Raw genomic sequence first — 20,433 nt, 5'->3', positions numbered from 1 at the left:
GACCGGGACCTGCAGCTCCCCGGTGAGCTCGGAGGTGGCGCGGGCGGTCTGCAGCGCGTCCTCGTCGGGCGTCACCGACGCCGTCGCGGTCAGCCGGTCGAGGTCGGCGTCGAGATCCAGGCCGGCCGTCCGGTACAGGGCCTCCACCTGCGCCCGCTCGTCGGCGTGCTCCAGCAATGTGCGGTAGTCGACGCCTGCGTTCCAGGACGGGTTGCCGCCCACCGTGTTCTCGATGTCGACCCGCGCCGGGTAGGTGAAGCCGAGTGCGGACGTGAACTGGGCGACCTGTGCGTCGACCTGCGCCTGGTGGTCCCGGGGACCGGGCTCGGCCTCACCCGGGGCCCAGCGCGGCAGGTGGTACAGCGCGGCGGCGAGCGCGATCCGCGCCCTGCCCGCGGGATCGTCCTGCGCGGCCACGACGGCGTCGGTGAGGGTGCTCGCCGCCGCGTTGACGGCGGCGAGGTCGCCCTCGTAGTCGGCCAGGCGCACGTCGGTGCCCGGTGGCACGAGCAACTGGGCGATCGCATGGGCCCCGTCGAGCTGGTAGTTCAGCAGGTCGACCCCGCCGTGCATGAGCCCGCAGGTCGGCAGCGCACCGTCGACCGGGGTGCCCGGGAGCTCGGCCAGCTGGCCGGTCACCAGGCCGCCCATGGAGGTCCCGACGGCGAGCACCCGCGACGGGTCACCGACGGCCGCGGCGAACGCCTCCAGCGTCTGCAGCTGGTCCTCGGCGGCGGTGTCCAGCGTCCAGCCGCTGCGCTCGTAGGAGGAGCCGACCAGGGCGTACCCCCGGTCCAGGAGGGCCTGCCGGGTCGCGTCGTCCGGGGCGTTCTGGGCGGTGTGCGGGATGGGGGCGAAGCTGGGCCGGTAGCCGTGGCTGTACAGGAGCACGGTCCCGTTCCAGTCGGCCGGGACATCGGCGACCCACGCGGTGGCGCCGTCGTCGACCGTTCCCTCGACGTGCCGCGGGCCCGGGGGCTCTGCGGCAGCGGCGGGTGAGGCGGCGGCGAACGAGAGGGCCAGGGCGCAGGCGAGGCCAGGGACGACGGATCGAGGGGACATCAGGATCCTCACGGTCGGGACTCGGGATGCCGGAGACGCTAGGCCCGCCCTTGACGAGCGTCAACGAATCACCGAGCTTTTTCGTGAGCCACGCCACTCGCCCGGTCATCGCCTGGCGCGTGCGTCCTCCACGAGCGCGGCGAAGGCTGTTCCCGCCCGCGCTTCCAGGGCCTCGGAGGCGCTGCGGTACACAGCCGCCGACCGGCGGCCGGGCCAGTCCTCGCCCAGGTACCGCTCGGGCAGCACCGGGTCGACCCGCAGCAGACGGATCCAGTGGGCACCGAGGAGGACGAACATGGCCAGCGGATCGCTCTCCCGCGGAGCGGGCCGCTCCCACCGGCGAAGGAACTCCTCGTGCTCCCAGCGCAGCGCGTCGACGTCCCAGGCCCGCCGGACGTAGCGGGCGACGTCCGTGCCAGGGGCGGGCGAGGCGAGGAACCCGTCGACCTGCAGCTCATCCACCTCGGCGCCCACGGCGACGACCCGGTCTAGGTCGACGCGGCCCGGCGCCACCCACAGCCCGTCGCGCAGGCAGCCGAAGCCGGCCCAGGTCAGCCGCGACCGCAGCCGGTTCCGGACGTCCCGCCGCGTCTCCGGCAGGGAGAAGCTGAGCAGCGTCCAGTCGCTGCTCACCTGGTGGAACGGTTCGGCCGCCCGCACCCGCTCCCGCCCATCCCGCAGGAGCCTCCGCGAGGTGTCGGTGAGGCCGTAGCTGGCCACCCTCCCGTCCTGGTGGCGGGTCAGCAGACCGCGCTCGGTGAGCCGGGTCAGCACCGATCGGGTGGCGTCGCCGCTGACGCCCAGGGACCCGAGCACGTCGAGGAAGACCCGGGTGGGCAGGGGGTCCTCGTAGGTGTCGAGGATGAGCGCGCCCCCCAGTGCCAGCAGGAGGTCCTGCGGCTTGAAGCGCACCTCGGCTGCGCGGTCTGTCATCTGCCCTCCTGCACCCGGTCCACGGCGCGCCCACACTGCCAGGTCGGCTCAGGGGCGGCCGCGGGGGTTCGCCCTCGTGCCTGCGCGGGGTCCGGCCGGCCCGGGAGGACCCGATGTCCTGGTCGGGAGCCGGTCGGTCCGGCCGGTCACTGGCCGGGAGGACGACCAGGGACGCCGGTGGACCTGCGCAGGATGAGCTCGGAGGGCACCACCAGTTCCGGGGCGTGGTCCCGGGGCTGCTCCATCGAGTTCAGCAGGATCTCCACCGCCGCCCGCCCGACGTCGGCGTGCGCACCGCCGAGCGTGGTCAGGGTCGGCGTGCACAGGTCGGCGGCGAAGATGTCGTCGAACCCGGCCACGCTCACGTCCGCCGGCACCTGGACACCCCGGTCGGCCAGCCGCCGCAGCACCCCGATGGCCAACAGGTCGTTGTGCGCGATGGCCGCGGTCGCGCCGGTGGTCAGCGCTGCATCGGCAGCCGCGCCCCCGCTCGCCACGGTGGGGGCGAAGGGGCCCATCCGCTGCGCGCGCAGACCCAGCTCCGCCGCGGCTCCGCGGATGGCCGCCCAGCGGCTCGCCGCCATCCAGGAGCTGCGCGGGCCGGCGAGGTAGACGACCGAGCTGTGCCCGAGGGACGCCAGGTGGCCGACCATCTGCCGGCACCCCTCGGCGTGCTCCAGGACGACGCTGGCCAGACCGGGCACCCGGCGGTTGACCACGACCACCCGGTGGCCGGCCGCCAGCTGCACCAGGTCCTCCTCCGGCTGACGGCTGGCGGCGAGCAGGAAGCCGTCGACCGACCGGGTCAGCCGGTGGATCTGCTCCAGCTCGATCCGCGGCGACTCCTCCGCGTTGACCAGCACGAGCGTGTAGCCGGAGGCCTTGGCCCGCATCTCCGCGCCCCGGATGAGCTCGAAGAAGTGCGGGTTGGTGATGTCCGAGACCACCATCGCCACGGTCCGGGTCCGGCGGGACACCAGCGCCCGGGCGTGCGGGTTGGGCTGGTAACCCAGCCGGCGGGCCACCTCGAGGACGTGCTCCCGGGTCACCGCCCCGACCCGGTCGGGGTTGCTGAAGGCCCGCGACACCGTGGAGGTCGCGACGCCGGCGGCCTGGGCGACGTCGTAGATCGTCGAGCTCTTCATCTGCACATCACGGTCAGGTTACGAGAGCTTGGCAACCGGTGGCAACCGTTTGCCGTGTGCTGCGCCCGCTTCGTACGGTCCCCCGGTGCTGTGACGGGCAGCACAGAGGCGGAGAGAGGTTGGCGATGACCGGAGCTCACGGCGGGACCACCGCCCGGCGCAGACCGGCGTGGATCTCGGTGATCACGAAGGTGGAGCTCGGGCTGGCCGCGACGGCGCTGGCGGTGCTGTTCCTGCTCGTGCTCGTGCAGGCCGCCCAGCGCTACCTGCCGGTCAGCGGCTGGTCGTGGACCGGCGAGCTGGCGCGGTTCTGCCTGGTGTGGGTCACGTTCACGGTGGCCGGGGTGCTCGTCACCACCGACTCCCACATCGCGCTGCAGCTGGTCGACAACGTGAAGAACCCGAAGGTCGTCCGGTTCGTGCGGGTCCTGGCCAGTGCGATCGTCGCCGTCATCGGCGCCGGCTTCGCGGCGGAGGCGTGGGAGCTGATGTCCTCGCAGGGGCAGCTCAAGTCGCCGTCCCTGCGCATGCCGCTGACCTTCCTTTACCTCTTCCCCTTCCTCGGCTTCCTCAGCACCGCCATCCGGGGCGCCGTGGCCGCGGTGGTCTTCGCCGTCCGCGGTGTGCCGGCTCCGGTCGGGACGACGGAGGTGCGGCCGGCATGAGCCTCCTGCTGCTGACCATCGCGATCGTCGTCCTGCTCTTCATCCGGGTCCCGGTGGCGTTCGCCTTCCTGGGCCCCTCGCTGGCCTACATGCTGCTCACCGGGCAGTCGCTCGGCCTCAGCCTCCGGCTGATCGTCAACGCGACGGCGAGCTTCCCGCTGCTGGCCGTGCCGCTGTTCATCCTGCTCGGCGTCATCGCCAACCGGGGCGGCATCGCCGACCGGCTGTTCGACTTCGCCCTGGCGCTGCTGGGCCGGGTGCGCGGTGGCCTGGGGTACGTGAGCGTCGGCGTGAGCCTCGGCTTCTCCTGGATGAGCGGTTCGGCGGTGGCCGACGCCGCTGCCCTCGGCAAGATCCAGATCCCGGCCATGGTGCGCAACGGCTACCCGCTCCGCTTCGGGTTGGGCGTCACCGGCGCGGCCTCGCTGATCGCCCCGGTGATGCCGCCGAGCATCCCCGCGGTCATCTTCGCCGGGCTGGCGGCGGTCTCGACCGGTGGGCTGTTCGCCGCCTCGGTCGTGCCGGCGCTGCTGATGGCCTTCGGCCTGTGCGTCGTCGTGTTCTTCCTCGTGCGGAAGCAGCCGGACATCATCCGGACCGACTTCTCGATGCGCCAGCTGGTCGTCACCGGACGACGGGTGATCGGCCCGATCCTCGCCCCGGTGATCATCCTGGGCGGCATCCTGGGCGGCTTCTTCACGCCCACCGAGGCCGCCGCCGTCGGCGTCGCCTACATGCTGCTGCTCTGCCTGGCCTACCGGAGCCTGAAGGTCCGGGAACTGCCCAAGGTGCTCACCGAGACCGTGACGACGACCGGGGCGATCATGCTGATCGTCTCCTCCGCGTCGCTGCTCGGCTACATCCTGGCCCGCGAGCGGGTCCCCCAACTGCTGGCCGAGAACGTCTTCGGGTTCACCGAGAACGCCACGGTCTTCCTGCTGATGACCGCCGTCCTCATGCTCATCCTGGGCACGGTGGTGGACCCGACCGCCGTCCTGGTGCTGGTGGTGCCGATCCTGCTGCCGATCAGCGCGAGCTTCGGCGTCGACCCGATCGTGCTCGGCGTGCTGATGATCGTCGCGCTGATGATCGGGCTGCTCACCCCGCCGGTCGGCACCGTGCTCTACGTGCTCAGCTCGGTGGCCGAGACGAAGGTCAGCGAGGTCTTCCGCGGGTGCCTGCCGTTCATCATCCCGCTCCTGGTCATCCTGGGCCTGATCATCGCCTTCCCCGACGCGGTCCTCTGGCTGCCGGGGGTGCTGGGCCTGTGACCGGCTCCCCGCCACCCAGCCCCGCTCCCCGTCGGTCCTTCCTCGCCGGGCTCCTCGGTCAGGGCATCGGGCCGTCGCTCTCCCCCGAGCTGCACGAACGGGAGGGCGCACGCCAGGGCCTGCGCTACACCTACAAGACCGTCGAGCTGCCGGACGACGCCCTGCAGCCGGACCGCCTGCGGGCCCTCTTGCGCGCCGCGGTCGAGCTCGGCTTCGACGGGCTCAACGTCACCCACCCGGTCAAGCAGGTGATGGCCCCGCTGGTCGACGAGCTGGCTCCGGAGGCCGCCGCCATCGGTGCGATCAACACGATCGTGATCGAGGACGGTCGCACCCGGGGTCACAACACCGACGTGACCGGCTTCGGCGCCGCCCTGCAGGCCGGGCTGCCCGGGGTCCCGCTCGATCGGGTCGTCCTGATCGGTGCGGGCGGTGCGGGGGGCGCCGTCGCGCACGCCCTCGTCAGCCAGGGCGTCGAGCAGCTGTCGGTGGTGGACCGCGACGCGGTACGCGCCGAGCAGCTGATCGGCGCGCTGGCGGCAGCCGGCAGCCGGGTGCCGGCGGCGGTCTTCCCGCCGGAGGAGCTGCCGGGCCTGCTCGCCGACGCCTCGGGTCTGGTCAACGCCACCCCGATGGGGATGGCGGCCCACCCCGGCACCCCGGTGCCCGTCGACCTGCTGCGCGCCGACCTCTGGGTCGCCGACATCGTCTACCGCCCGCTGCTGACCCAGCTCGTGCGGGAGGCGACCGCCCGCGGGTGCCGGGTGATGACCGGAGCCGGGATGGCCGTCAACCAGGCGGCCGACTCCTTCGAGCTGTTCCTCGGCCGTGCCGCGACCCGACCGGCCATGTTCGCCGACTTCGACCAGCTCGTCGCCGCCGAGATCGACGGCGACGCCCCGACGCCCGACCCCGCACGACCGCTCGACCAGACCCGCCCGACCGAGCACTGAGAATCCCAACGAAGGGAAAGACCATGCCCAACCGTCCCCTCCCCAAGCGCCCGTTCCTCGCGGCCTCCGCCCTGCTCCCGCTCCTGCTCGCCACCGCCTGTGGCGGCGACGACGCCGGCGGCGGGGACGCCGGCGGTGGCGGCGGCGAGGTGGAGCTGACCCTCGCGCACAGCTACACCGAGGCGCAGCCGCAGCACCGGTGCGGTGCGCAGGTCATCGCCGACGAGGTCGAGGCCGCCGACGTCGGTGTGACCGTGGAGCTCTTCCCGAGCAGTCAGCTCGGTGGTGACGCCGACCGCATCCAGTCGGTGATCTCCGGTGACATCGACCTCGACATCCAGGGCGCCTCGGCGCTCGGGGCGGTCTACGAGCCGATGAGCGTCGTCGACGCGGCCTACGCCTTCGAGGACGGCGAGCACCTCGCCCGGTTCTTCGGCAGCGACGCCTCCGACGAGCTGACCCAGGGGTTCGCCGACTCCACCGGCGCCAGCGTGCTCGGTGCCTGGTCCGCCGGCGCCCGGCACTTCACCGCCGGCCAGCCGATCCGGGAGCCCGCCGACCTGGACGGCCTGCGGATGCGGTTCCCCAACTCGCCGCAGTACCTGATGAACGCCCGCGCCCTGGGTGCGGACCCGACCGAGGTGGCCTACGAGGAGCTGTACCTGGCTCTGCAGCAGGGCATCGTCGACGGTCAGGAGAACCCGATCGTCAACATCGACGCCCAGAACCTCGGCGAGGTGCAGGACTACCTGAGCCTGTCCGCCCACCAGGAGAACTCGAACCTGGTCATCGCCGGCCCGGGGGTCGAGGAGCTGTCCGACGAGCAGCGGGAGGCGCTCGACGCCGCGGTCGCGGCAGCCGTCGAGCAGGTGCCCGAGTGCGTCGCGGAGGACGAGCAGCAGGTCCTCGACGAGTGGACCTCCGGCGGCGAGTTCGAGGTCGTGGAGGACGTCGACGTCGACGCCTTCCGCAGCCAGGCCGAGGAGTACCTGCGGGCCAACCTGAGCGAGGAGCAGCTCAGCGTCTACGAGGCCATCCGCGACTCGGCCGAGTGACCGACCCTCTCCGCACCGACCCCCGGGGCGACTCCGCACAGGAGCGCCCCGGGGCGGTGGTGCAGACCTTCCGAGGCCCGGTGCACCCCGACCAGCTCGGGACGACCCTGGTGCACGAGCACGTCTTCGTCGGCAGCCCGGAGCTGGACCTCAACCACCCGCACCCGGAGTGGGAGCCGGACACCGCCGTCGACCGGGCCGTCACCGCTCTGACCCGGCTGCGCGACCTCGGCGTCCGCACGGTGGTCGACCTGACCGTGCTGGGCCTCGGCCGGGACGTCGCCCGGCTGGTGCCCGTGGCCGAACGCGCCCCGGTGCACCTGATCGCCTCGACCGGCTACTACACCGCCAACGTGCTGCCGCCCTTCTTCCGCACCCACGGGCCGGGGCTGCTGGTCGACGGCCCCGACCCGCTCATCGAGTTCTTCCTGCACGACATCGAGGAGGGCATCGCCGGCACCGCTGTGCGGGCCGGGATGCTCAAGGTCGTCACCGACGAGGAGGGCATCACCGAGGACGTCGCCCGGGTGATGACCGCCGCCGCGGTGGCCGCCCAGCAGACCGGCGTCCCGATCACCACGCACAGCCGGCCGGCGCTGCGCAACGGGCTGGACCAGCAGGCGTTTCTGCAGAAGCGCGGCGTGCCGCTCGACCGCGTGGTCATCGGCCACTCCGGGGACACCGAGGACCTGACCTACCTCCGGGTGCTCATGGACGCCGGCTCGACCATCGGCATGGACAGGTTCGGCATGGAGCACGTCCTGCCCGACGAGCGCCGGGTCGCCACCGTGCTGGCGCTGCTCCGGCTCGGGTACGCCGACCGGATGGTGCTCTCGCACGACGCGGCCTGCTTCAGCCGCGTCACACCGCCGTCGTGGCGCGCCGCCCACGCACCGCACTGGCGCTTCGAGAACCTCCCGACCCGGGTGGTCCCGATGCTGCTCGCCGGCGGGGCCACCGAGGACGAACTCCATCAGATGACGGTGGTCAACCCGGCTCGACTGCTCACGCCGCACCCGAGGAGGACGTCATGAGCTCGGTGCTCGTGCTGAACGGACCGAACCTGGACCTGCTCGGCACCCGGAAGCCGGAGGTGTACGGCTCGGCGACGCTGGCCGACGTCGAGCAGCTGTGCCGGGTGCGGGCGGCCGAGCTGGGGCTGGACGTGGAGTTCCGGCAGTCCAACCACGAGGGGCAGCTCATCGACTGGGTGCACGAGTGGGGCCGGCGCGTCCGGGACGGCCTGGCGATCGGGGCCGTCTACAACCCGGGCGCGCACGCGCACACCTCCATCGCCCTGCGGGACGCGATCGAGGGGGCGGAGCTGCCGGTGGTCGAGGTGCACATCTCGAACGTGCACGCCCGCGAGCCGTTCCGGCACCACTCCCACATCTCACCGGTGGCCCGGGGCGTCGTCGTCGGGCTCGGCGTCCTCGGCTACCCCCTGGCGCTGACCGGCCTCGCCGAGCTGGCCCGACAGCCGCGCTGACCGGGGACCCCGGGGGGTCAGCCGGCGGCCAGCCGGCGGGCGCGCGCCCGGGGGTGTTCGAGCATCTCGTCGACCAGGCCGTGCAGCCGGTGCAGCCGGGTGGTGGGGTCGTCGGTGAGCACGCCGACGGAGTCGTCGCCGCCGAGCGCGACGGGGACGTGCGGCGGGAGCGTGGCGAGCAGCCCGGCGGTGGCCGCACCGGCCCGTTCGACCTGCCGAGCGCTGAGCCGGACGTAGCCGAGGGACTCACCGAGCACGTCGACGGCCGCCTCGACCTCGGCCGGGCTGCAGCTGTCCACCGGCACGTCCAGGACGACGCCGCCACCGCTGGGACGCACGACGGCCGCCGCACCGGCGAGCAGGTCCGGGCGGTCGACCGGCAGCGGCGCGAGCAGCGGCAGGAGCCGGTACGGGCGGGCCTGCTCGACCAGCCGGCCGAAGACGTCGACCTGCTCGGCGAGAGCCTGCTCGGCGGCCGCGTCCGGGCCGAACCTGGCCGTCACGTGGCGGGCCCCGAACCGGGCGCCCAGGTCCAGCACCCGGCCGTGGGTGGCGTGCACGTGGTCGTCGGGCAGGCTGCCGCCGAGCTGGACCCGGCCGACGTCGAGCACCGTCACCCGGGTCTCGAGCAGCTCGTCGACGAGCCGCTGCAGGTTCCGCTCGCCCGCCCCGCCGGACCACCAGGGCTCCACCTCGGCCACGGCGCCGACGTGCAGGCCGATCGAGTCCCAGCCGGTGCCGGCCAGCAGTTCGGTGAGCTCGACGGGACTGCGCGGGTGCACCACGGACTGGTGCACGGCCAACCGGTTCACGACACGTCCGTCCTCTCGATCCTGGCGGAGCCGACCGGCGGCACCGCCGACACCGCCGGCGCGCGCCGCTGACGGCGGTGGGCGGTCATCCGGACCGGCGCATCAGCGTTCCCGTACCCGTCGTAGCCGCCCAGCCGCTGCACGACCATCACGAAGAGCCGGTCGCCGAGCACCTCGGTGGCCAGGTGCAGGCAGGCGCCCTGTGCGTCCTCCTCGTACATCAGGCCGTGCTCGCGGACGGCCGCCAGCAGGTCGGCCGGGAGGTCGAAGCGGGCATCGAGGTCGTCGGCGTAGTTCTCCGGCAGCCGCAGCAGCGGGGCGCCGGCGGCCCGCAGCCGCTCCGCCGTCGCCACGACGTCGTCGGTGGCGAAGGCGAGGTACTGGGGTTCGGGGACCCGGGGAGCCCAGCCGCCGCGGCGCAGCGAGGAGGCGGAGAGGGTCAGCCGCACCGCCCGGTCGGGCCCGGTCACCGCCCGGGTGCGCACCAGCCCGAAGGGCGCCGCCAGCTCGGTGACCTGCTGCGGCTCCAGGCCGAGCACCGCCCGGTAGAACAGCCCGGCCTCGTCGAAGGCGTCGAAGGGCTGGGTGAGGGCGACGTGGTCGATGCCGGTGAGGCCGGCGCCCGGCGCAGCCGGGGCGCCGGTGGGCAGGAAGTCGGCCGGCCACCCGTCGGGCCCGGTGCGGGTGAAGAACACCTCGGTGCCGTCGGGCGCGGCGACCGCGGACAGCTCGGCCTCGGCCGCGCCACGCGTCCGCGGCAGCACCGGCGCGCTCATCGCCTCGGCACGCACGGCCGAGCGCCCCGGGTCGCTGCTCTCCAGCCCCAGCGCGGAGACCGCGGCCTCCCCGGGCGCACCGGGCCGGACGACGGAGGCGTTGAGCAGCACCCGCGCCGCCCCCTGCTCCCAGAGCTGGACCGGCTTGGACCGGTGCTGACCGGCGTGGGTGAACCCGAGGGCGGTCAGCGCCTCCCCGACCTGCGGCCCGGAGACCCCGTCGACGGCCAGCTCGGTGAACGACCAGCCGGAGAGCTCCGGTGCGGCCGGCGGTGGACGGAGACCCGCAGCGGGGTCGACCAGCGCGAGCGCCTCCTCCAGCCACTGCAGCGAGCGCATGGCGTCGACGGCGGTCCGGGCCGGGTCGGACTGGCGGTACACGTCGTTGAACACCTCCAGCGACAGCGGCCCGCGGTAACCGGTCGCGAGCACGGCGCCGAGGAAGCCGGGCAGGTCGAAGGCGCCCTGCCCGGGGAAGAGCCGGTGGTGCCGGCTCCACTGCAGCACGTCCATGGTCAGCTGCGGGGCGTCGGCCAGTTGGAGGAAGAAGACCTTCTCCCCCGGCACCGCGGCGAAGCCGCTCGGGTCCCCGCCGCGGGAGAGCACGTGGAAGCTGTCCAGGCACAGCCCGAGCGCAGCGGCGTCGGCCCGGCGGACGGCGTCCCAGGAGGCGTCCCAGGTCGAGACGTGCCGGCCCCAGGCGAGCGCCTCGTAGGCGATCCGCAGGCCGCGCAGCTCGGCCCGGGCAGCGGCGGTCGACAGCTGCTCGGCGAGCTGGTCGACGTCGGCGACGGCGTCGGGCGCGACCGAGGAGCAGACCAGCACGGTGTCCACGCCGAGCGCGCCCATCACGTCGAACTTCCGCTCGGCGCGCCGCAGGTTGGCGGCGAACCGCGCGGGATCGGTCGAGTCGAGGTCCCGGAAGGGCTGGTACAGGTCGATCGACAGGCCGAGGTCGGCGCAGCGGGTGGCCAGTTCGGCCGGCGACCACGGGGAGGCGATCAGGTCGGGCTCGAACACCTCGATGCCGTCGAAGCCCGCGGCCGCGGCCGCACCGAGCTTGTCCTCCAGGGTCCCGGACAGGCAGACCGTGGCGATCCCCCGGCGCGGCCGCGCGGAGGGCGCGGTGCCGTCTGCGGGACGGGCTGGCGGCATGGACCCTGCTCTCGTATGTACCAAGCGGTGAGTTACCGACACCCGACCACATCGGACGCCGGTGCGCCAGTCCCCCGCGGGAGCCCGGCCTCCGGGGTGCTGCCCCCGGTCGCCGCACCCCCTCGGCGCGGGGTGTGCATAGGCTCCGCCGGACGCCCGCCCACGCAGGAGGAGACCGTGACCGCGCCCCGCCCGGACAGCGAGCTCGGCACCGACACCGCCGCGGTGCGCCCGGCGGAACGCACCCGGGACGCCGACCGGACCCGGGCGGAGATCCTCGCCGTGGCCACCGCGGAGTTCGCCGACCGCGGGTACGCCGGGGCCCGGGTCAACGAGATCGCCGACAAGCTGAGCACCACCAAGCGGATGATCTACTACTACTTCGGCGGCAAGGAGCAGCTCTACGTCGCGGTGCTGGAGCAGGCCTACGGCCGGATCCGCGCGCTGGAGCAGCAGGTGGACGTCGAGCACCTCGAGCCGGTGGCGGCGCTCCGCGAGCTGGCCGAGCTCACCTTCGACCACCACGAGGCGCACCCGGAGTTCATCCGGTTGGTGAGCATCGAGAACATCCACCGGGCCGAGCACCTGGCCGGCTCCCCGGCGCTGGCCGGCCTGGCCGCCCCGGCGGTCGACGTGCTGGGCGCCATCCTGCAGCGCGGCCGGGACGACGGGCTGTTCCGGGACGACGTCGACGCGCTGGACGTGCACCAGGTGATCAGCGCGTTCTGCGTGTTCCGGACCGCCAACCGGCACACCTTCCGGGCCATCTTCGACCGCGACATGCTCGACCCGGCGACCCGCGCCCACCAGCGGAAGCTGCTCGGCGACCTCGTCGTCGCCCACCTCACCACGCGCTGAGCCCCGGGCGGTGCGACGCTCGGCGGGACACGTGCACGGCCCAGGCGGCCACTCGCCGGGCCGTCCGACGCGTGCACGACCGACAGGGGACACCGAACACGTGACTGCAACAGCCCGACCGCGACAGGCGCTCGTCGTGGGCGCCACGGGGATCGTCGGCCAGAACCTCGCCGAGCGACTGACCGCCCAGGGGTGGGAGGTCCACGGGCTCTCCCGCAGCGGTCGGGCCCCCGGCGCGGGCGTGCACCCCGTGCAGGCGGACCTGGCCGACCCCGCGGGACTGGCCACCGCGCTGGCGGGCCTGACGCCCGAGCTCGTCGCCATCACCGCCTGGACCCGGCAGGCCACGGAGGCGGAGAACATCGCGGTCAACGGCGCCGCCGTCCGCAACGTGCTCCAGGCGCTCGAGCCGGCCGGATCGGTGCGGCACGCGGCCCTGATGACCGGGCTGAAGCACTACCTCGGCCCCTTCGAGGCCTACGCGCAGGGCGAGATGCCGGACACGCCCTTCCACGAGGACGAGCCCCGCTTGGACGCGCCGAACTTCTACTACGCGCAGGAGGACGAGCTGTTCGCCGCCGCTGTCCGCGCCGGGTTCACCTGGAGCGTCCACCGGTCGCACACGGTGTTCGGCTTCGCCGTGGGCAACGCGATGAACATGGTGCTGACGCTGTCGGCGTACGCCGCGATCTGCAGAGGACGGGCCGGCCGTTCGTGTTCCCCGGGTCGAGCACCCAGTGGAACAGCGTGACCGACGTGACCGACGCCGACCTGCTGGCCGACCAGATCATCTGGGCCGCCGCCAGCGAGGCGGGTCACGACCTGGCCTTCAACACCGCCAACGGCGACGTCTTCCGCTGGCGCTGGCTGTGGCCGCAGATCGCCGCCCACTTCGGCGTGGAGTGGGAGGGACACGAGGGACGGGTCCGCCCGCTCACCGAGAGCATGGCCGGCACCGAGGGCGTCTGGGCCGAGATCGCCGAGGAGCACGGGCTGGTCGAGCCCGACCTCGGCCGGATCGCCTCCTGGTGGCACACCGACAGCGACCTCGGCCGGGAGATCGAGGTGCTGACCGACATGAACAAGAGCCGCAAGGCCGGCTTCACCGAGAGCCGGGACTCCCGCGACAGCTTCTTCCGCTACGTCGAGCGGTACCGCGCGGCGCGCATCATCCCCTGACGGGTCCGGCGGGCGTGGCGCGCCGGGACGGGAGCCGGGGCAGGCAGACGCGGACGGCGGTGGCGACCAGGCGGCGACGGGCCGGCGGTGGGAGTGCTCTGGCGACTCGCAGCATCGTGGCCGCGATGGACGTCGGCGCGGACCCGACGTCCAGGTAGGCGACCCACGCCTGCTCCGGCAGGCTGAAGAAGGCCCGGAAGAAGGCATCGGTCTCTGACTCGTCCAGACCGAGGAGGACCTCACGCCCCAGGCCGAGCATGCCGAGGGTCGCGCGTTGCCGCGCACTGCGGACCAGGGCCCGCACCGCGGCCGCATCGGCCCCGGCCAGCACGGCGTCGGCGATCGTGCTGCCCGCCCGCAGTGAGGCGGCGACGCTGTACCCGGTCGCCGGGTGGACCAGCCCGGCTGCCGCTCCGACGGGCACGCCGACGGATCGTCGGACGGCAGCGTCCAGGGGGATCGCCACCCGTTCCGGACGGTCGGCGATGCGCAGACCGGTCTCGGCGATCAGCCGGCGCAGCCGGTCCCGCAGGTGCGGCAGCGCCACTGGCGGGCGGGCGGCCAGGGAGGTGGCCTCGAGCAGGGTCGTGCCGTCGTCCAGCCCCATCCCGTAGAGGAAAGCGGGTGGCTGTGCGACTCCCCCCTCGCGCAGCACCGCCCAGTCCATCAGCAGTGCACCCCCGTCCGGGACCAGGCCGCCGAGGTCACCGGTGACCCGTTCCCCCCAGGCCCGCTGGTGGGCGCTGCCGGGACCGCCACCGCGGGCGTCGACGACGATGCCGCCGGTGAGGGTGGTCCCGTCGATGAGCGTCACGACCTGACCACCCGGATCCTGGTGGACGGCGGCGACCGACCCCGTGCGGGTCGCACCGCCACCGGCGCGCAGCCGACCGAGCAGGAGACCGTGCACGACGTCGTTGTGGAGAAGGGCGTAGGCACGACCGATGTCCCGGCTCCCGGCGGTGGTCCGCACCACGGTGACCGGGTACCGCCGACCCAGCGGCGGAGGCTCCTCCGTCCGGGCCGTGTCGCCGAGCAGCGCCGCGGACACGGCATCGAGCTCGTCGGCCCACATGCCGTAGGTCTGGTGCCAGGGCCGCAGGTGCGGGGCGACCACGACCACGCCCAGCCCCCGCGCGGCGCACGCGGCAGCGACCGACAGCCCGGCCGGTCCGGCGCCGGCGACGACCACGTCCCAGCGCCGTTCCGGCGAAACCGAGTTCACGAGCACTCGACGTGCGCAGGCGAGGAGGTGCGCAGGCTGGACCGGACATGCGCGTCCCGTCGGGAACGACGGTGCACGGCACGGCGGGGCAGCCAGCGGGTCACGGGTGGCCTCGTCTCCTCGGTCGGAGGACACGCTAGCCGCACGCCGCGGCTCGGCTGCGCACGACCATTCGCCGCCCGAGATGTCCGCCGCTCCCTACGCTGACGTGATGTTCTTCCTCTTCGGTCTCGGCACCAAGCGGCAGCACCTCGGCCCCGGCGAGACCCGCACCTGCCCGAACTGCAACAACACCACGCAGTGGGCTCGGGTGAGGCAGTACGAGCAGTTCTCGCTGTTCTTCGTGCCGGTCGCCCGGTGGAAGCGCCGACAGATGGAGGTCTGTGGCATCTGCGGCACCACCGTCGCGGTCTGAGCCACGCCCCGGGGAGCCAAGAGCTGTCAGCGGGCCGTCGTCCGGACCGTCACGAAGAAGTCCCTGCCCGGTGAGGTGATCACCTCACCGGTCCACGGGTCCTCCAGGTGGCCGTCGTCGTCCTCGTCGACGCGCCGCAGGGCTCCCCCGCTCGGCACGCGGAGAACAGGTCGAGCGACTCCTCCGTCGTGCACCACCTGCACGTCGACCACCCGTCCCCGGACCCGTTCGTCGACGGGGAAGTCGTGGGGGGACTCGACGAGGCGCTCCTGACCGTCCCCTCCCCTGTGCCGGATGCACTGCAGGTCGACGAGCTGGTCCCGCTCGATGGCCTCTCCACAGCACTCGTGTTCCCAGCCACCCACCTCGACGACGACGTCCACCACGGGTACAGATCCTCCTGCGGCGTCGGCGGGCACCGCACCAGCTACGAGCCCACCGGGGAAGGAGCCCGGACGGTGAGCACCACGGCGGTGGCCACCGCGCCGATCGCCACGGCGGCCAGGACGACCGGCAGGTACTCCCCGGTCGCGCCGATCACCGCGCCCGCGGCAGGAGGTCCGAGCGCGGACCCCACGGCGGCCGACGTGTACAGGACGCCGAGCAGCCCACCGAGTCCCCGCACCCCGAACAGGCTGGCGACCAGCGCCGGACTGAGCGCGACGAACCCGCCGTACCCGATGCCGAGCAGCACGGCGAAGACCACGAGCCGCGGGTAGCCGGGCGCGCCGAGCCAGAGCAGGAAGCTGCCGGCCATCAGCGCGAAGCAGGCCTGGTACGTGCGGAGCACTCCGGTGCGGGCAGCGGCGGCGCCGAGGGCCAGCCGCCCGACGACGCTGGCCGCGCCGATCACCCCGACCAGCGTCGCCGCCGCCACGTCACCCGCGCCCCGGCTCGCGGCGTAGGCCGGCAGGTGCACGAACGGGACGAACAGCACGATCGAGAGCAGCAGCCCGCTCACGTAGAGGCGCAGGTACGCCGGGGTGCGCAGGCGGGAGAGCAACGGCGCCGGCTCGACGTGCGTGGCCACCGGGGCAGCGCGGACGAGCAGGGCGCATCCGACGAGTGCGACGGTGCTGACCGCCGCGAGCAGGAGGTAGGCCTCGCGCCAGCCGTGGCGGGCGATGAGGTCGGCGGCCAGCGGGGCGACGAGCAGCGTGCCGAGCCCGATGCCGGACACCGCGATGCCGACCGCGAGGGTGCGTCGCCGGGTGAACCAACCGCCCACGACGGCCACCAACGGCACGTAGCTGCAGGCCACCCCGAGCCCGACGCCGAGGCCGTGTCCGAGGTAGGCGTGCCACAGCGCCGTGGCGCGGGAGGTCAGCACGAGGCCGAGCCCCATCGCGAGGGCCCCGACGAGCACCACCCGCCGGGGCCCGAACCGGTCGACCGCCGGTCCGGAGAGGGCACCCAGGCCGAAGATGGCCAGGGTGGTCAGGGAGAAGACGGCGGCGGTGCCCCCGGGCCCGGAGCCGAGCTCCGCGCTCATCGGGAGCAGGAACGCCCCGAAGCTGTAGGCCACCCCGAAGCTGGTGAACATTGCGACGAAGGCCGCTGCCACGACCGACCAGGCCCGCGGACCGTCCTGCAGGTCGAGTGCGCCCGGTACGGCGTTCACCTGGACACGCCTGAGAACCGCCCCGATGAGGACGACCCCGCACCGTCTGCCCCGGGCGCGGGGAACACCACTCGCACGTTCAGGCCGCCCTCCCGCGGCGCGGACAGCTGCAGGGCCGCGCCGTGCACCTCGGCCACCCGGGCCACGATCGCCAGCCCGAGCCCGCTGCCGGGCTGAGCGGGGTCCTGGCTCCCGGCACCGCCGACCGACGTCCGTCCTCCGCCCCGGACGAACGGCTCGGTGAGCGTGCCCAGCACGTCCGTGGGCACGCGCGGGCCGGTGTTGGTCACCCGCAGCTCGGCCCGGCCCTCGCTCGTGCTGCCCGTCGTCACGTGCACGGTCCCGCCCGGGCCGGTGTTGTGCCGGATGCCGTTGAGCACCAGGTTGGTCACCAGCTGCCGGACGAGCGGCTCGACCCCGTCGAGGTCGCCCTCGCCGAGATCGGTGTGCACGCCGATGCCGGCCCGGTCGGCCAGTGGGGTCAGGTCCCGGACGACGCCCGCGGCGAGCTCGGCGAGGTCGACCGGGGTGCGCGGCGGCGTGCGCCCCTGGTCCAGGGCCGCGAGGGCGAGCACCGCCTCGACGGTCTCGGTGCCCCGGCGGTTGGTCTCGTCCAGCCGGGCGAGCAGCCGGGGCACGTCCACGGTGGCCGGGTCGGCCAACGCCACGTCGAGCATCGCGCGCTCCACGGCGTAGGGGGTGCGCAGTTCGTGCGAGGCGTTGGCGGCGAAGCGGCGCTGTTCGTCCAGCGTGGCCTGCAACCGGTCGAGCATCGTGTCGAAGGTGTCCGCCAGTTCGCCGAACTCGTCGTCCCGCCCGGTCAGCCGGACCCGGCGGTCCAGCGACCCGGCGGCGACGTGCCGGGCGACGGCGTGGACCTGGTGCAGCGGCCGGAGCATCCAGCCGGCCAGCAACCAGCCCCCGCCCGTCCCGACCACGAGGAGCACGGCCAGCACCTGCCAGATCCGGGGCCAGAGGGCGTCCAGCAGGTCGCTCCGGTCGGGCAGGAACGGGGCGCCGGGTGCGCTGAGGTTGCCCTCGGGCACGAACCGCAGGATGTACACCAGCAGGGCCACCAGGGCGGCGGAGGCGACGAGCAGGAAGCCGGCGTAGCTCAGGGTCAGCCGCAGCCGGGCACTCACCGGAGGCCGGGACCGTTCGCGGCGTCGTCGGCCGTCGGCCCGCCCACCCGGTAGCCGGTGCCGGGCACGGTGTGGATCAGCCACGGGTCGCCGAGGCGCTTGCGCAGCGAGGAGATGGTGATCCGGACGGCGTTGGTGAAGGGATCCGCGTTCTCGTCCCACGCCCGCTCGAGCAGCGACTCCGCGCTGACCACCCCGCCGCGGGCGGCCATCAGCACCTCCAGCACCGCGAACTGCTTGCGGGTCAGCCCCACGTACCGGCCGTCGCGGTACACCTCCCGGCGGAACGGGTCGAGGGTGAGGCCGGCGAACTCCACCACCGGGGGCGCGCCCTCGAGCGGACGGCGGCCCAGCGCACGCAACCGCACCACCAGCTCCCGCATCGCGAAGGGCTTGGTGAGGTAGTCGTCGGCGCCGAGCTCGAAGCCGGCGACCTTCTCCTCCAGCCGGTCGGCCGCGGTCAGCATGAGGATGCGGCACGGCAGGTTCTCGGCGACGATCCGCCGGGCGACCTCGTCCCCGGAGGTGCCGGGGAGGTCACGGTCGAGCACGACGACGTCGTAGCTGTTGACGGCCAGGTTCTCCAGCGCGCTGTCCCCGTCGTGGACGACGTCGGCGGCGATGGCCTCCAGCCGGAGCCCGTCCCGGATGGCGTCGGCCAGGTAGGGCTCGTCCTCGGCGATCAGCACGCGCATGCGGCGAGGGTAGGGAGCCGGGTGTCTCCTCGACGTATCGGCGCGCAGGGCGGAGGACGGGGCGACCCGCCGGGCGGGCACCCGGCGACGCGCGTGGGCCTCGGCGGCGAGTTGCCGGGCCGCGACGACGCTGGCCGGTTCGCGGGTGGCCGTCACGCGGTCAGCCGGCGGTGGGGTCGGCGGCCGGCGGCGGGCACTGACCGCCGCGCTCGACGGCCAGCTCGTAGTGCCACATCTCGTTGCCGTAGGTCTGGCAGAGGCCGTAGTCCGACCCGTACCGGGACAGCCAGTACATCGCGTCCGTGGGCCCGACGTCGACCGCGTCGCCGGTGACGTGGGAGGACTCGTCGGGACGCAGCACCCACTCCCGGGCTGCCTCGGGGCTGCCGTACCGGTGCACCGCGGCGTCGAAGAGCGCCTGCTGGTAGGCCGCACTGCGCCATCCGCTGGACACGTGGAGGTCCACCCCGTCGGCAGCCGCATCCCGGGCCGCGTCCTGGACGGCGGTGCGCAGCGCGCTGTCGAGCCCGGTGATGGCCGGGACGTCGGCGAAGGCCGACAGTTCCTCGCCGTCGGCGACGTAGCCGTTCTCGACGGTCATGGCTCCCCCGCCAGACGCACCCAGAGCCGGGGTGTCGGCGACACCGGCCAACACGCTGGACCCCGGAGGGACGGAGGGATCGGCCGACGAGCAGCCGGCCACGCCCGCGATCAGCAGGGTCGCGGTGACCAGCGCAGCGCCGGTCCCCCGCCGGGGACGGCGCGCGCCGCCTCGCCGGGAGCGGCGCGCGACGACCAGGCAGATGGTGGTGAGCGCGACCCCGACCAGCGTGCCGGCGGTGTTGGCGGCGACGTCGACGAGGTCGGGGACCCGGCCGGGCAGCGCGGTCTGTGCCAGCTCGATCAGCACCGAGGTCGCGCCCCCCAGGGCCAACGGGAGCACCGGACCGGAGCGCCGCAGGACCAGGGCGGCCAGCGCACCCACCGGGACGAAGAGCAGCGCGTTCGCCACGGCCTCGACCTGGGCCCGGCGCACGGTGCCCGGCCAGGGCGCGGCGAGGGTCTCGACCCCGGCCACCACCGCCCTGCGGGCGTCGGCGACGAACCCGGTCGGACCGAGCGTGATGCAGCCGACCACGAACAGCACAGCGGCCGCGGCCAGCAGGAGAGGACCCGTTCGCCGCGGACCCGACGGGGCGCCGGGCGCCCCGTCGGCGGACAGGTGGTGGGTGGTCGTCATGGGAGTGCTCCTCCCCGCGCGGCAGAGCCGGTGCGGCATCGAGAACTGGTGGACAGCTCTCAGTGCAGGCGAACCGCCGTTGCCCCGGCGTCTCCGGTTCCGCATACGCCCACGACATCCCCGGGCACGGTCGGCGGCCGGGAGCTCGACCCGGCGCCGGGCTGCGGTCAGGTGGCCCGGGCGTACGTGCTGACCTGGGTGCCGCCACTGAGGGAGCGCTCGTCGACGACGTCGAAGGGTCGGGCCTCGGCCGCACCGGCGCCGAACAACGGGATGCCGGCGCCCAGGACGATCGGGTACCGCTTGAGGACCAGGACGTCGATCTCGTCCAGGAGCGCACCGGCCAGCACTCCCCCGCCGGCCAGCCACACCCCGGCGCCGAGTTCGCTCTTGAGTCGGCGCACGAGTTGGACCGGGTCCCGACTGACCTGCACCGCCGGGTCGATGTCCGCGGGCAGCGTGGTCGAGACGACGTGCTGGTCCAGGTGGGCATAGGGACTGGTGATCTGGGCCTGCAGGGCCGGCTCGTAGGTGGCTCGCCCCATGACCACGGCGTCGAACCGCGTGCCTGGATCGGCGATCTGCAGCTGGCCGCGGACGTGCGTGGGCAGCGTCTCGGGGAACTCCTGGGCGATGAACTCCAGCAGCGGCTCGGTCACCGGGAAGAAGTCGTAGGAACCGTCCGGGGCGGCGATGAACCCGTCGAGGGTCACCCCCACGTAGTAGGTCAGCGCACGCACGG

General features: G+C 73.9%; 22 protein-coding genes. 10 read left to right on the top strand and 12 right to left on the bottom strand.

Annotated elements, in window-relative coordinates; genetic code table 11:
- The 3 genes from G5C62_RS09365 to G5C62_RS09355 form a co-directional block, all read right to left on the bottom strand.
- The coding region (locus G5C62_RS09365) for an alpha/beta hydrolase (RefSeq protein ID WP_164700764.1) at window positions 1-1,062 on the bottom strand (1,062 nt) is incomplete at its 3' end.
- A gap of 105 nt (window positions 1,063-1,167) precedes the next feature.
- A complete protein-coding gene (locus G5C62_RS09360; RefSeq protein ID WP_164700763.1) occupies window positions 1,168-1,995 on the bottom strand; it encodes a PaaX family transcriptional regulator C-terminal domain-containing protein in 828 nt (275 codons plus the stop codon).
- Window positions 1,996-2,141: 146 nt separating this feature from the next.
- The gene (locus G5C62_RS09355) at window positions 2,142-3,140 is read right to left on the bottom strand and encodes a LacI family DNA-binding transcriptional regulator (protein WP_036338521.1); all 999 of its coding nucleotides are present in this window, start codon (window positions 3,138-3,140) and stop codon (window positions 2,142-2,144) included.
- 125 nt (window positions 3,141-3,265) lie between these two features.
- On the opposite strand from G5C62_RS09355, the gene G5C62_RS09350 reads away from it, so the two are divergent.
- Genes G5C62_RS09350 through aroQ form a run of 6 tightly spaced genes read left to right on the top strand, consistent with a single transcriptional unit; the run spans window position 3,266 to window position 8,573 of the window.
- Complete coding sequence (locus tag G5C62_RS09350; RefSeq protein ID WP_164700762.1) at window positions 3,266-3,805, top strand: TRAP transporter small permease; 540 nt, start codon at window positions 3,266-3,268, stop codon at window positions 3,803-3,805.
- On the top strand, window positions 3,802-5,076 hold the full coding sequence (locus G5C62_RS09345) for a TRAP transporter large permease (RefSeq protein WP_164700761.1): 1,275 nt from the start codon (window positions 3,802-3,804) through the stop codon (window positions 5,074-5,076). Before G5C62_RS09350 ends, G5C62_RS09345 begins: the two co-directional genes overlap by 4 nt.
- Window positions 5,073-6,029 carry a shikimate dehydrogenase gene (locus G5C62_RS09340; protein WP_164700760.1) on the top strand — a complete coding sequence of 319 codons (957 nt, stop codon included), beginning with the start codon at window positions 5,073-5,075 and terminating at the stop codon, window positions 6,027-6,029. Before G5C62_RS09345 ends, G5C62_RS09340 begins: the two co-directional genes overlap by 4 nt.
- A 23-nt stretch (window positions 6,030-6,052) precedes the next feature.
- Entirely contained in the window at window positions 6,053-7,084 is a 1,032-nt protein-coding gene (locus G5C62_RS09335) for a DctP family TRAP transporter solute-binding subunit (protein ID WP_164700759.1), read from the top strand.
- Window positions 7,081-8,118 (top strand): phosphotriesterase, encoded by a 1,038-nt coding sequence (locus tag G5C62_RS09330; protein WP_206330551.1) that lies wholly within the window; start codon window positions 7,081-7,083, stop codon window positions 8,116-8,118. Before G5C62_RS09335 ends, G5C62_RS09330 begins: the two co-directional genes overlap by 4 nt.
- Window positions 8,115-8,573, top strand: a complete 459-nt coding sequence (aroQ, locus tag G5C62_RS09325) for a type II 3-dehydroquinate dehydratase (RefSeq protein WP_036338530.1) — start codon at window positions 8,115-8,117, stop codon at window positions 8,571-8,573. Before G5C62_RS09330 ends, aroQ begins: the two co-directional genes overlap by 4 nt.
- A gap of 17 nt (window positions 8,574-8,590) precedes the next feature.
- Here the strand turns inward: aroQ and G5C62_RS09320 are convergent, their stop codons facing one another.
- Window positions 8,591-9,385: a hypothetical protein gene (locus G5C62_RS09320; RefSeq protein ID WP_164700758.1), complete on the bottom strand. Its 795-nt coding sequence runs from the start codon at window positions 9,383-9,385 to the stop codon at window positions 8,591-8,593.
- Entirely contained in the window at window positions 9,382-11,316 is a 1,935-nt protein-coding gene (locus G5C62_RS09315; RefSeq protein WP_164700757.1) for a bifunctional sugar phosphate isomerase/epimerase/4-hydroxyphenylpyruvate dioxygenase family protein, read from the bottom strand. Before G5C62_RS09315 ends, G5C62_RS09320 begins: the two co-directional genes overlap by 4 nt.
- Window positions 11,317-11,493: 177 nt before the next feature.
- Here G5C62_RS09315 and G5C62_RS09310 point away from each other — a divergent pair, with 177 nt between their 5' ends.
- From G5C62_RS09310 to G5C62_RS28015, 3 genes are all read left to right on the top strand, one after another.
- Window positions 11,494-12,174, top strand: coding sequence for a TetR family transcriptional regulator (locus tag G5C62_RS09310; protein WP_241175802.1), 681 nt, complete (start codon window positions 11,494-11,496; stop codon window positions 12,172-12,174).
- A 136-nt stretch (window positions 12,175-12,310) separates the two neighbouring features.
- Window positions 12,311-12,925, top strand: coding sequence for an NAD-dependent epimerase/dehydratase family protein (locus G5C62_RS28020; RefSeq protein WP_241175801.1), 615 nt, complete (start codon window positions 12,311-12,313; stop codon window positions 12,923-12,925).
- Window positions 12,926-12,930: 5 nt separating this feature from the next.
- Window positions 12,931-13,353: a hypothetical protein gene (locus tag G5C62_RS28015; RefSeq protein ID WP_241175800.1), complete on the top strand. Its 423-nt coding sequence runs from the start codon at window positions 12,931-12,933 to the stop codon at window positions 13,351-13,353.
- On the opposite strand, the gene G5C62_RS09300 is transcribed toward G5C62_RS28015, so the two are convergent.
- Entirely contained in the window at window positions 13,343-14,578 is a 1,236-nt protein-coding gene (locus G5C62_RS09300; RefSeq protein WP_164700756.1) for a lycopene cyclase family protein, read from the bottom strand. The two genes, G5C62_RS28015 and G5C62_RS09300, sit on opposite strands and share 11 nt — an antisense overlap.
- A gap of 211 nt (window positions 14,579-14,789) precedes the next feature.
- Here G5C62_RS09300 and G5C62_RS09295 point away from each other — a divergent pair, with 211 nt between their 5' ends.
- Window positions 14,790-14,993, top strand: coding sequence for a zinc-ribbon domain-containing protein (locus G5C62_RS09295; protein WP_164700755.1), 204 nt, complete (start codon window positions 14,790-14,792; stop codon window positions 14,991-14,993).
- 26 nt (window positions 14,994-15,019) lie between these two features.
- On the opposite strand, the gene G5C62_RS09290 is transcribed toward G5C62_RS09295, so the two are convergent.
- The 6 genes from G5C62_RS09290 to G5C62_RS09265 form a co-directional block, all read right to left on the bottom strand.
- Window positions 15,020-15,379 carry a hypothetical protein gene (locus tag G5C62_RS09290; protein WP_241175799.1) on the bottom strand — a complete coding sequence of 120 codons (360 nt, stop codon included), beginning with the start codon at window positions 15,377-15,379 and terminating at the stop codon, window positions 15,020-15,022.
- A gap of 41 nt (window positions 15,380-15,420) precedes the next feature.
- Window positions 15,421-16,614: an MFS transporter gene (locus tag G5C62_RS09285; protein ID WP_164700754.1), complete on the bottom strand. Its 1,194-nt coding sequence runs from the start codon at window positions 16,612-16,614 to the stop codon at window positions 15,421-15,423.
- Complete coding sequence (locus G5C62_RS09280; protein WP_164700753.1) at window positions 16,611-17,756, bottom strand: HAMP domain-containing sensor histidine kinase; 1,146 nt, start codon at window positions 17,754-17,756, stop codon at window positions 16,611-16,613. Before G5C62_RS09280 ends, G5C62_RS09285 begins: the two co-directional genes overlap by 4 nt.
- Complete coding sequence (locus tag G5C62_RS09275; protein WP_036338537.1) at window positions 17,753-18,451, bottom strand: response regulator transcription factor; 699 nt, start codon at window positions 18,449-18,451, stop codon at window positions 17,753-17,755. Before G5C62_RS09275 ends, G5C62_RS09280 begins: the two co-directional genes overlap by 4 nt.
- 160 nt (window positions 18,452-18,611) lie before the next feature.
- The gene (locus tag G5C62_RS09270) at window positions 18,612-19,691 is read right to left on the bottom strand and encodes a VanZ family protein (protein ID WP_164700752.1); all 1,080 of its coding nucleotides are present in this window, start codon (window positions 19,689-19,691) and stop codon (window positions 18,612-18,614) included.
- Between the two features lie 167 nt (window positions 19,692-19,858).
- A complete protein-coding gene (locus tag G5C62_RS09265; RefSeq protein WP_164700751.1) occupies window positions 19,859-20,431 on the bottom strand; it encodes a dihydrofolate reductase family protein in 573 nt (190 codons plus the stop codon).
- Between the last annotated feature and the right edge of the window lie 2 nt (window positions 20,432-20,433).

Source organism: Modestobacter sp. KNN46-3, from assembly GCF_011039295.1.
Note: the sequence above shows the minus strand (reverse complement) of the source record. Positions and strands in the feature narration are given on the sequence as shown.

What these genes read in the sequence shown, in the direction of transcription:
- G5C62_RS09360 (WP_164700763.1), bottom strand. Translation starts at nt 1,995, where the DNA reads ATGACAGACCGCGCAGCCGAGGTGCGCTTCAAGCCGCAGGACCTCCTG.
- G5C62_RS09355 (WP_036338521.1), bottom strand. Translation starts at nt 3,140, where the DNA reads ATGAAGAGCTCGACGATCTACGACGTCGCCCAGGCCGCCGGCGTCGCG.
- G5C62_RS09350 (WP_164700762.1), top strand. Translation starts at nt 3,266, where the DNA reads ATGACCGGAGCTCACGGCGGGACCACCGCCCGGCGCAGACCGGCGTGG.
- G5C62_RS09345 (WP_164700761.1), top strand. Translation starts at nt 3,802, where the DNA reads ATGAGCCTCCTGCTGCTGACCATCGCGATCGTCGTCCTGCTCTTCATC.
- G5C62_RS09335 (WP_164700759.1), top strand. Translation starts at nt 6,053, where the DNA reads ATGCCCAACCGTCCCCTCCCCAAGCGCCCGTTCCTCGCGGCCTCCGCC.
- aroQ (WP_036338530.1), top strand. Translation starts at nt 8,115, where the DNA reads ATGAGCTCGGTGCTCGTGCTGAACGGACCGAACCTGGACCTGCTCGGC.
- G5C62_RS09315 (WP_164700757.1), bottom strand. Translation starts at nt 11,316, where the DNA reads ATGCCGCCAGCCCGTCCCGCAGACGGCACCGCGCCCTCCGCGCGGCCG.
- G5C62_RS09295 (WP_164700755.1), top strand. Translation starts at nt 14,790, where the DNA reads ATGTTCTTCCTCTTCGGTCTCGGCACCAAGCGGCAGCACCTCGGCCCC.
- G5C62_RS09275 (WP_036338537.1), bottom strand. Translation starts at nt 18,451, where the DNA reads ATGCGCGTGCTGATCGCCGAGGACGAGCCCTACCTGGCCGACGCCATC.
- G5C62_RS09270 (WP_164700752.1), bottom strand. Translation starts at nt 19,691, where the DNA reads ATGACGACCACCCACCACCTGTCCGCCGACGGGGCGCCCGGCGCCCCG.